Annotated in this window: 13 protein-coding genes and 1 riboswitch; of the genes, 9 read left to right on the forward strand and 4 right to left on the reverse strand. The window is 39.5% G+C overall.

Annotated elements, in window-relative coordinates; genetic code table 11:
* Positions 1-193 precede the first annotated feature (193 nt).
* Positions 194-1,273, forward strand: coding sequence for a linear amide C-N hydrolase (locus PSF11_RS08960; protein ID WP_004922053.1), 1,080 nt, complete (start codon positions 194-196; stop codon positions 1,271-1,273).
* A gap of 113 nt (positions 1,274-1,386) precedes the next feature.
* Positions 1,387-2,274: an SAM-dependent methyltransferase TehB gene (gene tehB / locus PSF11_RS08965; protein WP_004922049.1), complete on the forward strand. Its 888-nt coding sequence runs from the start codon at positions 1,387-1,389 to the stop codon at positions 2,272-2,274.
* Between the two features lie 59 nt (positions 2,275-2,333).
* Here tehB and clcA read toward each other — a convergent pair whose 3' ends face one another.
* Both clcA and PSF11_RS08975 read right to left on the reverse strand, forming a co-directional pair.
* Entirely contained in the window at positions 2,334-3,734 is a 1,401-nt protein-coding gene (clcA, locus tag PSF11_RS08970; protein ID WP_036941215.1) for a H(+)/Cl(-) exchange transporter ClcA, read from the reverse strand.
* A 404-nt stretch (positions 3,735-4,138) separates the two neighbouring features.
* Positions 4,139-5,236, reverse strand: a complete 1,098-nt coding sequence (locus PSF11_RS08975) for a porin (protein WP_060560860.1) — start codon at positions 5,234-5,236, stop codon at positions 4,139-4,141.
* A gap of 318 nt (positions 5,237-5,554) precedes the next feature.
* On the opposite strand from PSF11_RS08975, the gene hcp reads away from it, so the two are divergent.
* The gene (gene hcp / locus PSF11_RS08980) at positions 5,555-7,207 is read left to right on the forward strand and encodes a hydroxylamine reductase (protein WP_014656429.1); all 1,653 of its coding nucleotides are present in this window, start codon (positions 5,555-5,557) and stop codon (positions 7,205-7,207) included.
* A 46-nt stretch (positions 7,208-7,253) separates the two neighbouring features.
* Complete coding sequence (gene hcr / locus PSF11_RS08985) at positions 7,254-8,258, forward strand: NADH oxidoreductase (protein ID WP_072502445.1); 1,005 nt, start codon at positions 7,254-7,256, stop codon at positions 8,256-8,258.
* A gap of 148 nt (positions 8,259-8,406) precedes the next feature.
* On the opposite strand, the gene PSF11_RS08990 is transcribed toward hcr, so the two are convergent.
* On the reverse strand, positions 8,407-8,643 hold the full coding sequence (locus PSF11_RS08990; protein ID WP_004922032.1) for a HEAT repeat domain-containing protein: 237 nt from the start codon (positions 8,641-8,643) through the stop codon (positions 8,407-8,409).
* A 615-nt stretch (positions 8,644-9,258) separates the two neighbouring features.
* A riboswitch (M-box (ykoK) riboswitch) is annotated at positions 9,259-9,430 on the forward strand.
* A gap of 74 nt (positions 9,431-9,504) precedes the next feature.
* Here PSF11_RS08990 and PSF11_RS08995 point away from each other — a divergent pair.
* Positions 9,505-10,575: a magnesium transporter gene (locus PSF11_RS08995; protein ID WP_004922030.1), complete on the forward strand. Its 1,071-nt coding sequence runs from the start codon at positions 9,505-9,507 to the stop codon at positions 10,573-10,575.
* A 29-nt stretch (positions 10,576-10,604) separates the two neighbouring features.
* Here PSF11_RS08995 and PSF11_RS09000 read toward each other — a convergent pair whose 3' ends face one another.
* Positions 10,605-11,138 carry a SprT family zinc-dependent metalloprotease gene (locus PSF11_RS09000; protein WP_141173165.1) on the reverse strand — a complete coding sequence of 178 codons (534 nt, stop codon included), beginning with the start codon at positions 11,136-11,138 and terminating at the stop codon, positions 10,605-10,607.
* 106 nt (positions 11,139-11,244) lie between these two features.
* Between PSF11_RS09000 and PSF11_RS09005 the strand changes: the two genes are divergently transcribed.
* The 4 genes from PSF11_RS09005 (at position 11,245) to PSF11_RS09020 (ending at position 13,303) form a co-directional block, all read left to right on the forward strand.
* On the forward strand, positions 11,245-11,571 hold the full coding sequence (locus PSF11_RS09005) for an ArsR/SmtB family transcription factor (protein WP_014656426.1): 327 nt from the start codon (positions 11,245-11,247) through the stop codon (positions 11,569-11,571).
* Between the two features lie 2 nt (positions 11,572-11,573).
* Positions 11,574-12,011, forward strand: a complete 438-nt coding sequence (locus PSF11_RS09010) for a YeeE/YedE family protein (RefSeq protein ID WP_169342121.1) — start codon at positions 11,574-11,576, stop codon at positions 12,009-12,011.
* Between the two features lie 4 nt (positions 12,012-12,015).
* Positions 12,016-12,423 (forward strand): DUF6691 family protein, encoded by a 408-nt coding sequence (locus PSF11_RS09015; RefSeq protein ID WP_004922016.1) that lies wholly within the window; start codon positions 12,016-12,018, stop codon positions 12,421-12,423.
* Between the two features lie 268 nt (positions 12,424-12,691).
* Positions 12,692-13,303 carry a lytic polysaccharide monooxygenase gene (locus PSF11_RS09020; protein ID WP_004922007.1) on the forward strand — a complete coding sequence of 204 codons (612 nt, stop codon included), beginning with the start codon at positions 12,692-12,694 and terminating at the stop codon, positions 13,301-13,303.
* Positions 13,304-13,339 lie beyond the last annotated feature (36 nt).

The following is a 13,339-nucleotide window of genomic DNA, read 5'->3' on the forward strand; positions in this document are numbered from 1 at the left end:
TTCAAAAGGTTGATTCGTCCTGCGCATAGCTCATAATTCTTCTATACTTTTATCATCAAATTATATTTTCAATTTTATGATGAATATGAACATGTTAATTGAGCCAAGTTGATACATTTTATTTATTCAGTCCATCACTGTTTGACGATGTGTAAAGTCTATTGGCGGTAACTCTTTGTTTCTAGGAGGTCAGATGTCGTTTGTTAAGAAAAGCATGGTTGCACTACTCACCGCGGCCGCAGTTTATGTTCCCTCAGTTGTCACTCAAGCATGTACGCGCGTCGTGTATTTAGGTGAAGATCAGCAAACCATGACCGCGAGGACGATGGACTGGAAATATGATATTGGGACTAATTTATGGATATTTCCGCGAGGAATGAAGAGAGAGGGTATCGCTGGGCCTAACTCCCTAAAATGGACGTCAAAATACGGTAGTGTGATTGCATCAGGCTATGATATTTCAACGACCGATGGGGTGAATGAAAAAGGTTTAGTGGCTAATTTATTATGGCTTGCAGAATCACAATACCCGCCAGCGAATGATAAGCAGCCAGCGCTCTCTATCTCATTATGGGCTCAATATATGCTTGATAACTTTGCGACGGTGGCTGAAGCAGTAGAAGCATTAGAGAAAACACCGTTATTGGTTATGACCGATAACGTACCCGGGCAAGACCGTTTAGCCACTTTGCATTTATCATTGTCAGATGCGAGTGGTGATAGTGCGATTGTTGAATACATTAATGGTAAGCAAGTTATTCACCACAGTCGCCAATATCAAGTCATGACAAATTCACCTATTTATGAAAAGCAATTAGCTATGCAAGAATATTGGCAAGGAATAGGTGGTACGGTTATGTTGCCGGGCACAAACCGCTCAGCGGATCGGTTTGCACGTGCACAATTTTATATTAATGCTATCCCACAACAGACAACACCAAATAAAGCTGTTGCCAGTGTGTTCGGCGTTATTCGTAATGTGTCTGTTCCTTATGGATTAACCACAGAAAACTCACCTGAAATTTCCTCGACTCGCTGGCGGACTCTAGTTGATCATAAACGTCAACTCTATTTCTTCGAATCCGCTCTAACCCCAAATATCTTTTGGACTAACCTTAAGAAGATTGATTTCTCTGCTGAAACGGGCAAGGTGAAAAAACTGACCCTCGGTGCTGAGCAGAGTCATATTTTTTCTGGCGATGCGACCAATGAGTATGTAGAGAGTGAGCCTTTTGAGTTTTTAGGTTTATCAGCAAAACAACTGGGTTATTAATCTTCCGCTATCAACCTTCTGGTTTTCCAGAAGGTTGATTCTGATCAAGCTACCAAACATCATCTTATGAAACCTTTGCAGGTCGATTAATAAAGTTATAAGATGTATTTAATATGCAACTTAAAGGTGATGATATGAGCGAGTTAGTTTGTTATAAGACTATGCCTGTGTGGGATAAAGCCTCTCTTCCTCTGATGTTTCAAGAGCGCCATAACACGAAAGAAGATACCTATGCACAACTTCGAGTACTAAAAGGAACACTCGATTTTGTTATTTTTTCAGAAGACGGTAGCGAGCAAAAATTTACATTTGATATTAATAACCAACCACCGATTATTGAGCCTCAAGTTTGGCATCGAATTTCGGATTGCAGCGATGATATGCAGTGCCAACTCTCCTTTTTATGTCATCCCGATATCAAATTCTATAAAGAATATGGCTTAACTATCCCACATTCGGAAGTGAGATTTTTGTGTGAAAATAACCTGTCTCAGCCATGTAAAACGTTAGATTTAGGATCAGGACGTGGACGCAATAGCTTCTATCTTGCATTGCAAGGTTATGACGTGACAGCGGTAGATATTAACCCACAACATATTCAGGCCATTGAATTTGTCAAAAAACAAGCTGGTATAGAAAATATTAAAACTGCGATTTATGATATTAATAGCCATCAAATCAAAGACGATTATGATTTAATCATCTCTACCGTTGTATTAATGTTTTTGCAGCGTGAACGTATTGCGGATGTTATTGCTAACATGCAAGCACACACATTACCGGGTGGTATTAATGTGATCGTATGTGCTGCTGAAACGCCAGATGCTCCTTTAGATTTGATCCCATTCAAATGCTTCCTCAAAGCAGGGGAGTTGCATGAATATTACAAAGACTGGGAGATTTTAAAATATAATGAAAATCCTGGTCATCTGCATAGAACGGATGCGCAAGGTAACCGTATAAAACTTAATTTCGCGACATTAATTGCCAAAAAGCGGTAGTGTTTGATTAGGTTAAGACAATTGCGGGATGCGTAAAACATCCCGCTGGTTGATTAAGCTTAGCTCGCCGCTTTGGTTTGCTCTGCTGATTTTTCTTGTGCACTTCTTTGCAATGTTCTTTCTAATAAAACCGAGTAAAGTGGTCTACCACCTAAAAATTGTGCCACCATGGTCGCGCCTAGACAGGTAATAATCATAGGTAAAATAAGTTGGTAGTTACTGGTCATTTCGAGTACTAACACTAACCCCGTTAGCGGCGCTCTGACTGTCGCGGCAAATAAAGCGCCCATACCCGCAATAGCAAAAGTGCCCACTTCAATGTGGTAATCCGGAAAAAGCTCTAACACGCAGTAACCGTAAATGCCCCCGAAAAGCGTACCTAAAGCGAGTAGTGGAGAGAAAATACCACCGGGGGCACCAGAGCTAAAGCTGATAGTGGATGTGAGGAAGCGTAGGGCAAAAAACAGTATTAAAACCGATACAGTAAAACTTCCTGCTACCATTTGGTGGATCACAGAAAAACCGCCTCCAACAACTTCAGGAGTATAAACACCAATAGCACCACAGCATCCACCGATTAGGCCTCCCATTAATACAAAACGAGAAACTTTATTTTGATAAAATGCGAGGAATTTCGTTTGTAGATAAAGCAAAAAGCGGTTAAAGCAAATACCAATCACCCCAAATAGCATTCCTAAAATTAAATAAAGCCATAATGTATTTAAGGGAGCAGATGAAAATTGTCCAATATTTAAGATGGCGGCTTGACCACTGATTAATTGGTAGACAATGGTAGAGGTAATTGAACCAATAAACACCGCTTTTATGGATATTAAGCTATATTTAAATTGTGGACGCATCTCTTCAATAATAAATAAGATACCTGCCAGTGGGGCATTGAACGCCGTTGATAGCCCCGCTGCTGCACCCGCAGCTAATAATGTATGACGAGATTCATTATCTTTAATACGAAAAATATCATAAAACATTTGGCTGATATTGGCGCCGAGCTGTACTGTTGGGCCTTCGCGGCCTAGCACCATTCCAGAGCCTAATGCACCTAATCCACCAAAAAATTTAACGGGGATAACGCGCCACCATCGTACAGGGCGTAGGTCTTGTAATGCGCCTTCAATTTCAGGTATCCCTGATCCCCCTGATTCTGGTGAGATTTTCTTGACGAGATAATAGCCTATCATCGCTAATATTGCAGATACTGCAAACATAGCAGGAATAAGTAGCCATTTGTCGGTAATAAGTTCATTAACAGAACTGCTTCGATAGTTGCTCACCCATGTTGTGCCTAGTTCAAATAAGGTTCCCACCAAGCCAACAAATGCACCAATGACCGCGGATAAAAGCAATATGCCAAATGGGGTCTTATTAGATTCTTTTAATCGTCTGAGTATTCCGAAACGATATTTCATTGCGGATTGACTCATTGAACTTTGTTCAGACATCTTTTTATGACTCTCTATTAGTGATGTATAGCAACTTATTGTAATTTTAGTATGACAAGCAGTATGTCAAACCATACCACAATTTTATTGTCAGGTATTTTATTTAATAAACAAAGCAAATAAAACGTAAGACTTTACTTTTTTTAATTATTGGAATATGACGTTATTTAATTAAAGTGAAATTAATAAGTCATAAATGTGTAATCATTTATAATATCTGTATAAAGTAAGCTAGTTTAAGTAAATAATAAGGGATATGCGCTAAAGTTTATTAGGTTTGTTAATAAAATAATCGGTAAGTTAATATTTAAGTCGGGGAATGACAGGACGTTTGGGGATAATTGCGTATGATGGAATTCACCCCACTATGAAAACCATAATGGGGGTGAATTACTTAAATAGATTTAAAATTGGTAAATTAAACCTAAGCCAAGCACATTGTCTGTATTGATACCATAGTCATCGGTGAATTGGTTATCTTTTAATAAATTGATTTTGTAATCAATGACAGCGGCCATATTCTTGTTGAAATCGTAGGATGCACCAACCGCAATATACTTCACTAAGTCTTTATTGCCATAATTACCTAGGTTTTTACCTTTAGATTGGTTATAGCCAATGGAGGGTGTCAGGCCAAAATCGAACGAATACAATGCAACTAGTTCAAGATTTTCTGTTTTGTTGGCAATCGCCTCAGCGTCATCATCGCCAAATCGGGTTGTGTTGAGTGTTTGCCCATACATCGCGGCTAAATATAACTCATCAAGTTCTAATTTACTGCCAACGTTCCAAGCTTCGGCGCGTTTTCCTGTTGCTCCGGTTTTAATATTATTCTGGCTTGGCGTACGCGATGAATTTGAATAACCGCCACCAATTGAGAGACCCCAACCTAATTCATAAGCGGTAGAAAAACCGTAGCCATCACCATTGTTATCTAATGCGCTTGAGCCGGTTGATTTATTTTGATCGCCATTTTTACCTTGGTACTGTAGAGCGAAGCTTAAACCATCAATATAACCAAAACCATTGTTATTACGATAAGTTAGTAAATTGCGGTTACGGCCCATCATGAAAGTATCTTCTTGATCCATGGTATCAGCACCCCAAAGTGGCAATACGTCTGTCCAAGCATTGGTATCATAAATCACACCATAATTACGACCGTAATCAAGTGAGCCGTAGTCTGCAAATTTTAATCCAGCGTACGCTAAACGATTTTGGTTATCATTACTGGTTTCCGCTTTATTGGTCGACGTTTCCCACTCAAAACGACCAAAACCAATTAACTGGTCTGTAATTTGCGTGTCACCTTTAAACCCTAAACGGACTCGTGAATCATCCCCATCTTCCCCGCTTTTTGCATCGGCAAAATAGTGGCGAACATCAATTTGACCGTAAACATCCAGTTTATTGCCATCTTTGTTATAAACCTCAGCAGCATTGGTAACACCCGCCGCGAATAATGAGCAGATAGTCACTGCAAGAATAGTCTTTTTCTTCATAAAAAATCCTTTAAGCCATTTACTAACTAAGTGAAATCTTTTTGTGCCTAACAAATTAAGCGCGGGTATTATCAAGTTAACAAATCAAATTTAGCAAGTACTAATTCGAGCAAAAATGAAACTATTTATCTTAAGGATACTGTCATAAGGCTAATTTTCCTTATTTTATTAGTGAGATAGATGCAAATAGTTCTCATTTACTAAAAACATTAATATAGATCAATAAAGCATCAGATAAGCTTTAAATCCGCTTTCTTATTATCGAAAAAGGTTTAATCTTAATGTTGTATTCAAAATGCAACTTATGAGGCAATGAACATGTACTGTGTGCAATGTGAACAAACAATTAGAACTCCAGCTGGCAATGGCTGTGCATACGCGCAGGGTATGTGCGGTAAAACGGCGGAAACGTCTGACCTGCAAGATTTATTAGTGGCTGTACTACAAAGTCTGTCGGCGAGTGCAGTTACGGCCCGTGAATTGGGAATTATTGACCACGATGTCGATAGCTTTGCTCCTCGAGCTTTTTTCTCAACACTGACAAACGTTAACTTTGATTCAGAGCGTATTATTGGCTATGCACGTGAAGCGATTTATCTGCGTGATAAATTAATCAAGCAATGCCAAGCTAAAAATAGTGCCATTGTGTTTAATCACCCCCTGATTAATATCCAATTAAATGGCAACGATATTGCGACCTTGCAAAAACAAGCCGAAGCGTTCGCACTTGATATTGATAAAGCACAAGTGGGTGATGATATTCATGGCTTACGTATGCTTTGCTTATATGGGCTAAAAGGTGCTGCCGCTTATATGGAGCATGCTCATGTATTGGGCCAATATGATAATGAGATTTATCGTCAATATCATCAAATCATGGCGTGGCTCGGTACGTTACCAGCGGATATGAATGAACTGCTTGATAACGCGATGGCGATTGGCCAAATGAATTTCAAAGTCATGGAAATTCTAGATGCAGGTGAAACAGGGGAGTTTGGTCACCCTGTGCCAACAGAGGTCAATGTTCGCCCTGTTGCTGGTAAATGTATTCTTATTTCAGGCCATGACCTGAAAGATTTGAAAATGTTGTTAGAACAAACGGAAGGAACGGGGATTAATATTTATACTCACGGTGAGATGTTACCTGCTCACGGTTACCCTGAACTTAAAAAATATTCACACCTTGTTGGTAACTATGGTAGTGGTTGGCAAAATCAGCAAACGGAATTCGCGAAATTCCCGGGTCCTGTGCTGATGACTTCAAACTGTATTATCGACCCTGATGTCGGTCAGTATAAAGATCGCATTTGGACTCGCAGTATCGTGGGTTGGCCTGGAGCGAAACATTTAACGGGAGATGATTTTTCTGAAATGATCAATCAAGCTCTATCAATGAATGGCTTCCCATATACAGAAATTGAACACAAAATTACGGTTGGTTTTGGTCGTCAAACATTATTGAGTGCCGCTGATACCGTAATTGATTTAGTTTCACAGAAAAAATTACGTCACGTATTTTTAGTAGGGGGTTGTGATGGTAGCCGTGGTGAGCGTAGTTATTATACGGATTTCGCTCGCAGTGTACCGGAAGACTGCTTAATTCTCACGTTGGCATGCGGTAAATATCGTTTCAATAAATTAGACTTTGGTACATTGGAAGGCTTGCCTCGTCTACTAGATGTGGGTCAGTGTAATGATGCTTATTCAGCAATCATGCTTGCAGTGAACTTAGCCGAAAAATTAGGTTGTGGCGTTAATGATTTACCATTGAGCTTGATTCTGTCTTGGTTTGAACAAAAAGCGATTGTTATTTTACTGACGCTGTTGTCGCTGGGCGTTAAAAATATTTATACCGGCCCAACAGCACCTGGTTTCTTAACTGAAAACTTATTAAATGTGCTGAACGAAAAATTTGGTATGCGTAGCATTACAACAGTTGAACAAGATCTAGCTGAAATTCTGCCTGCTTAATATTAAGAGTGAAGGGGGGATATTTCCCCCCAATTGGAGTGATAGGATGACAATGCCGAGTAGTTTATGTCCAAATAGAATGCAAATACATTCTATTCATCAAGAAACCTCCGATGTATGGACGATTAATTTAATCAATCACGACTTTTATACATATTCACCCGGTCAATATGCACTTGTTAGTATTAAAAACAGCGATGAAATCATGAGAGCTTATACGATTTCATCGACACCTGGGCAAAGCCGTTTTATCACGATTACGGTAAGACGCTTAGAACAAGGCACAGGATCATGCTGGTTAACGGGGGCAGTAAAACCCGGTGATTATCTCTGGCTTTCTGACGCTCAGGGGGAGTTTACCTGTGCAGAGCTCAATAGTAACCAATATCTGATGTTAGCCGCTGGCTGTGGTGTGACGCCAATTATGTCGATGGTGCGTTGGTTGATGGCTAATCGGCCTCAGGCGGATGTCAAAGTTTTGTTTAACGTGCGTGATAACCAACAAGTCATTTTTGCGGATGAATGGGATCAGTTGATTGAGCGATATTCATCTCGATTACAACTGTGCATTATGGCGGAAACGCCAGATAATGGTGGCGTCGCAGAAGGGCGATTAACCCTTGAGAAACTTTCTGCCTTGGTGCCGGATATTAGCGCTAGAGTGGTCATGACTTGTGGGCCTACACCTTATATGAAGAATGCTCAGCAATTCGCTAAAAGCCTAGGTGTACCTGCTGATCATTTCTTTATGGAACGTTTTTCGCTAGAGCCGGAGCCGGTTGAAAGTGAAGACGTAGTGACATTAAAAATACGCCACCGTTTGGTCGATTTTAAAGTCCCTGTCGGAACGTCGTTGCTGTCGGCTTTAGAACAAAATAAACAGCCAGTCATTGCGGCTTGCCGTGCTGGTGTTTGTGGTAGCTGTAAAACAAAAGTACTCTCAGGCAATTATACGACGAGCAGTACCATGACATTGACAGAAGAAGAGATTGCGGCCGGTTATGTCTTGGCTTGTAGCTGCCAATTACAAGGTGATACAGAAATAGCGTAAGTGATCTCATCAATGAACTGTCTCATTATAGTGGCTAAGTAATGAGACAGTGACCTATGTATTATTTATTAAACAAAAATACGTAATTGGTTGTAAGTTATTATATAATAAAAGGTAACTGAATATCGTTATAACACATTAAACGAGTTTATTTAAGTGTATATCCTTCAGGTATAAAATAAACGGATAATTTACTTAATGTGTTGATAGCTGATACTGCAATCTCTTTATTTGGATCTTGGCAAAGATTGATAATACGAACAATAGCTTCTTGGTGTTCAATAGTTGCTTTATAATCTCCTAACGCTGATATAGCGGCGATTTTTATCTCATCATTCACTCGAAATGTTAGATTTGTCAGCATACCGACAATGGTTCTGTCCATAATTAAAACTTCACTCTTTAATTAACCTTGCGGTATTTTAAAATAAAAATAAATATATTAACCACTAAATTAATATGTGATTATGTATTTTTATTTTGAAATACTAATAAGCTGAGGTTTTTTTCGAATTAAATAATGCATTAAGTGCATTCTCTTATTAAGACGTTTTTTATGATGGTTGATTTAAATTAAGTAAGATGTGACAGAAATAAAATAATTTACCTGTTTGGCGGGTTTGTTTTATATAGTATAGATTATTCAAAAAATTATAATAATGCAAATTAATATATTCAATATTATTCTTTTACCTTAGGATGAAAGATAAAATAAATTAGATAAAATCAAGTAATTTTCCTTTTTTGTCATTGCGTTATAAATTTATTAATCGGGTAACTACGTTTTTTATTCACGTGTAAAAAATAAGTCAAAAGCAGCGTATTTTGAACAGTGAATAAAATATTAATACATGCTTGGTTACATTTAGTAACGCGACGAATTGTTGTCATACATCAACTTAAACAAAACCTAAACAAGATAATCAACATGTGTTATTAACGCTATTTTCGGGGTGGTAATTAATAATCTTATGGTTATAATTCGCGTCGCATCAAAAGTGCAGTATCTCGTTAGGCGAGGCTCCTATACAAACACAGGTTACTGATCTGACGACGTCGAGAGACGCCCAAGATCAGGACAGGATATATCGAACGAAGGTATATCCCCATGTAACTTCCAATGTAAGTTGGATACGTTGTATAGTGCTAAAACCGAGACGTAGAGATAGCCACCGCATTCTCTCATCTGGTTTCGCCCCTATGTGAGTACTGTTTGAGTAAACAACAGTAACTAGGGACTAAAAAAATGACTTTCACTACCCAGAACAAAGCGGGATCTGTAGCAATTGCTCAGTCCGCAATGAAAGGCGCACGCCTGAATAACAACAACACTCAGCAACCAAAAATTGATGACGCAACTGTCAGCGCATATATGAGCCAATCTTATTTGCCTGTTTCTATTGCGGATTCTGTTGCTTGCGTGAAAAAGAATTTGATCGAACACTTAGACGGTGAGCAGATCCCAACGTATTTATTTGTTGTTGATCAGGAAAATTATTTAAATGGTATTCTTTCAGTCAAATCGCTATTAGCGGCGGATGAAGGGTTGCTTGTATCCGATATTATGAGACACAACTACTTTTCAGTGGCGCCTGATCAATCACGTCATGATGTTTATGATCTGATCAACCATAGTGGTTTGGATATGATACCCGTTGTTCAATTTGGCAAATTGATGGGGGTATTACGTCCTCAAGATATTGCTGAATTAATTGAAGATGAGAATACGTTAGACGCACAACTTCAAGGGGCGACTACACCACTTGAAGAGCCTTATTTAGCAACCAGTCCTATTACGTTATGGCGTAAACGTGTCGTATGGCTATTAATGCTATTTGTTGCGGAAGCTTATACCGGTACAGTATTAAAAGCCTTTGAAGAGCAATTAGAAGCTGCGATTTCTCTGGCCTTCTTTATTCCATTATTAATTGGAACGGGCGGGAACAGTGGAACGCAAATCACTTCAACCCTTGTCAGGGCGATGGCGCTAGGGGAAGTGAGCCTACGTAATTTGGGCGCGGTATTGAAAAAAGAAGTATCAACCTCTTTCTTAGTGGCCGTGACTATTGGTGCAGCTGCTTTGATTAGGGCATGGATACTGGGTGTGGGCGCTGAAGTGACGATTGTAGTAAGTCTAACTATTGTTGCTATCACCATGTGGAGTGCAATTGTTTCTTCGATTATCCCAATGGTATTGAAGAAATTAAAAGTTGACCCCGCAGTAGTATCTGCGCCGTTTATTGCAACCTTCATTGATGGAACGGGTCTAATTATTTACTTCGAAATTGCCAAATTGGTAATGACGGAGTTCGCCTAAAGACACACCATCGACTTGATGCGGCAGTGTTATTCAACATCTGCCGCATTCACCCACTCATTCTGTTTTAAAACCTCCCCACATTTTCGGCACAAATACTGATTCTCCCCTCTGACAATTTTATTATGCCTTCTAATGGTTAATTCGTGCGTTGTGGAACACGCACAATGGTAGGTAAAAGTGCGACTTTTGACGGACGTGACTTCAAAGCGATGTGTACGTTTTGCGGGAACGTCTAAAACGTGTTCCATCATCCACTTCCACTCTTTGCCATGGGGAGCAATACCTTTACGGCCAAAGACTTGATACACTAATAGATGAGCCAACTCATGAGGGATCACCTCATTAATGAAGCTATCACCATTTTCAATCAGTAAGACAGCATTTAAACGAATTTCCCACTCTTTTAAGTAGGCACTCCCTGCTGTTGTTCCTCGCTGCTTATAGTTAAGTGTTGGTTCTGGAAAGATTTGTTCCAGCTTTTGTTGGGCTAAATTCAGTTTTGCCCTCAGCATGCGCATGGCTTTTTGTTGAAGATAAATGGGGATTCGAACGGTTTTCATATAACTAAGCATAATATAAGCCGATATGAGGAAACAAGCATTATTGGCTATCATTATATAAAAATATATATTATATTTTATGATAATGTGTTTATTGGGAGGATTTATGAGCGAGGACTCTACAAACCAATTGCTTTTGGCGATGAAGCAGGCTGCAACACAAACGTCATCATTGCTGAAAACATTAGGTAATCCGGATCGATTACTTCTGTTATGCCAGTTAACGCAAGGTGAGGTGTGTGTGAGCGATCTTGAAACGTCGCTGGGCATACAGCAACCAACCCTTTCTCAACAACTAACGGTATTGCGTCATGAAGGGCTCGTGACGACACGTCGTGAAGGTAAACGAATTTATTATGCGATTGCCGATGAAAAGCTCTTCACGTTACTGAATACACTTTACCAACTTTATTGTCCGGTTCAGGAGAAATAATGATGTCTATTGATTGGGCTAATTTTACCCCTTGGTCAGCTGCGATGGGGGGCTTATTAATTGGCGCGGCAGTTTCCCTATTACTTCTTTTTAATGGCAGAATTGCTGGTATCAGCGGTATTTTAAGTGGCGTTTTAAAACCGATTGCAGGGGATACCGCTTGGAAGGTGGCATTTGTGCTCGGGATTATGGCGGCTCCTGCTTTATTTACGCTCTTTTTCTTTTCACCGGAAGTGTCGATCACGACGAGCACCCCTATCCTTATCCTCGCCGGTTTATTCGTCGGCTTTGGTACGCGATTAGGGAGTGGCTGTACAAGTGGTCACGGAATTTGTGGTATGGCGAGGTTTTCTCGGCGTTCGATAGTTGCGGTTATCACTTTTATGTTAGTGGCATTTGCGACGGTAGCGGTTATAAATTTATTGGGATTAAGAGGATAAAGTTATGCCAGTTATTATCGCATTAATCTCAGGTTTATTATTTGGCTTGGGGCTATTATTAGCGGGGATGGGAAATCCGGCTAAAATTCTTAGCTTCTTAAATATTACGGGTAATTGGGATCCTTCTTTATTAGTCACTATGGCAGTGGCGATGGTGATCAGTGCAATTGCATTTGCCTTCGCCAAAAAACGTCAAGCTAGTGTATTAAAATGCCCTATGCAGATCCCGACCAATCAAAAAATTGATAAGCCTCTAGTGATAGGGAGTGTGTTATTTGGACTTGGTTGGGGATTAGCCGGTATTTGTCCTGGGCCTGCATTGCTATTAACGGGGATGGGGTTAACACAAGGGATCATTTTTACATTAGCCATGATTGCGGGCATGTCTGTTTTTCAATTATTCAAAAAATAATAGCGTCAGCCCCAAATTTAAAGGGGCTGAATTTTTTATTAAAGATTAGTGATATCTATTAAATAACATTTCTGCTTTTCTATTTTCATATAAAAATATATCTATTCATATTTAAAAAAATACTTATCATGATAAATATTTAATTTAGCTCGTTGATTTATTCATAAAAAACGCTTTTAAACTGATAATAATATAAATGAACCGTGTGATGGCTATTAATCGCACTGTTTAAAAAACATTTATTATAAAGTGAATAAAGAGGTGCATTATGAAAAATCAATTTAAGCATCTTATATCCTTAAGCTGTTTAGGATCGCTATTACTAGGCGTTTCTCAGTTTGCCCTAGCACATGGTTATACAACAGAGCCACCAAGTCGTGCTTATTTATGTTCGGTGCGTAATACCACTGAATTAAAAAATACGGGCTGTGGCAATCAAGTACCTTATGACCCACATAGTTTTGAAGCACCAAAAGGATTCCCTGAGGCTGGTCCGGCTGATGGAGTCATTGCCAGTGCTGCGATAGCAGCTCACTCTGAAATGGATGAACAGTCGCCGACCCGGTGGGTAAAAAGTGAGCTTAAAACGGGGAAAAATACCTTTGCTTGGTATTTAACCGTTGTGCATTCTACCGATAGCTGGCGGTATTTTATCACTAAGCCTGATTGGGACCCATCACAGCCACTCACACGCGATTCTTTCGATTTAACGCCTTTCTGTGTCAAATATGAAAATGGCGTTAGACCACCAGTCGTCACAGAAATCGAGTGTGATGTGCCGAAAGATCGCTCTGGCTATCATGTCATCCTTGCGGTGTGGGATGTTTATGATACGTCAAATGCATTCTACCAAGTTAGTGATGTCAATATCAGCGATTAATATCGAACGATTAATTGTTGAACTCAATAAAATATC

Source organism: Providencia sp. PROV119, assembly GCF_028482435.1.
Classification (GTDB): Bacteria; Pseudomonadota; Gammaproteobacteria; order Enterobacterales; family Enterobacteriaceae; genus Providencia; species Providencia stuartii.

Excerpts from the sequence above, each read along its gene's own strand:
- hcp (WP_014656429.1), top strand. The coding sequence starts at position 5,555 with ATGTACTGTGTGCAATGTGAACAAACAATTAGAACTCCAGCTGGCAAT.
- PSF11_RS08990 (WP_004922032.1), bottom strand. The coding sequence starts at position 8,643 with ATGGACAGAACCATTGTCGGTATGCTGACAAATCTAACATTTCGAGTG.
- hcr (WP_072502445.1), top strand. The coding sequence starts at position 7,254 with ATGACAATGCCGAGTAGTTTATGTCCAAATAGAATGCAAATACATTCT.
- PSF11_RS09000 (WP_141173165.1), bottom strand. The coding sequence starts at position 11,138 with ATGAAAACCGTTCGAATCCCCATTTATCTTCAACAAAAAGCCATGCGC.
- PSF11_RS09020 (WP_004922007.1), top strand. The coding sequence starts at position 12,692 with ATGAAAAATCAATTTAAGCATCTTATATCCTTAAGCTGTTTAGGATCG.
- PSF11_RS09010 (WP_169342121.1), top strand. The coding sequence starts at position 11,574 with ATGTCTATTGATTGGGCTAATTTTACCCCTTGGTCAGCTGCGATGGGG.
- PSF11_RS09005 (WP_014656426.1), top strand. The coding sequence starts at position 11,245 with ATGAGCGAGGACTCTACAAACCAATTGCTTTTGGCGATGAAGCAGGCT.
- PSF11_RS08960 (WP_004922053.1), top strand. The coding sequence starts at position 194 with ATGTCGTTTGTTAAGAAAAGCATGGTTGCACTACTCACCGCGGCCGCA.
- PSF11_RS09015 (WP_004922016.1), top strand. The coding sequence starts at position 12,016 with ATGCCAGTTATTATCGCATTAATCTCAGGTTTATTATTTGGCTTGGGG.
- PSF11_RS08995 (WP_004922030.1), top strand. The coding sequence starts at position 9,505 with ATGACTTTCACTACCCAGAACAAAGCGGGATCTGTAGCAATTGCTCAG.
- clcA (WP_036941215.1), bottom strand. The coding sequence starts at position 3,734 with ATGTCTGAACAAAGTTCAATGAGTCAATCCGCAATGAAATATCGTTTC.
- tehB (WP_004922049.1), top strand. The coding sequence starts at position 1,387 with ATGCAACTTAAAGGTGATGATATGAGCGAGTTAGTTTGTTATAAGACT.
- PSF11_RS08975 (WP_060560860.1), bottom strand. The coding sequence starts at position 5,236 with ATGAAGAAAAAGACTATTCTTGCAGTGACTATCTGCTCATTATTCGCG.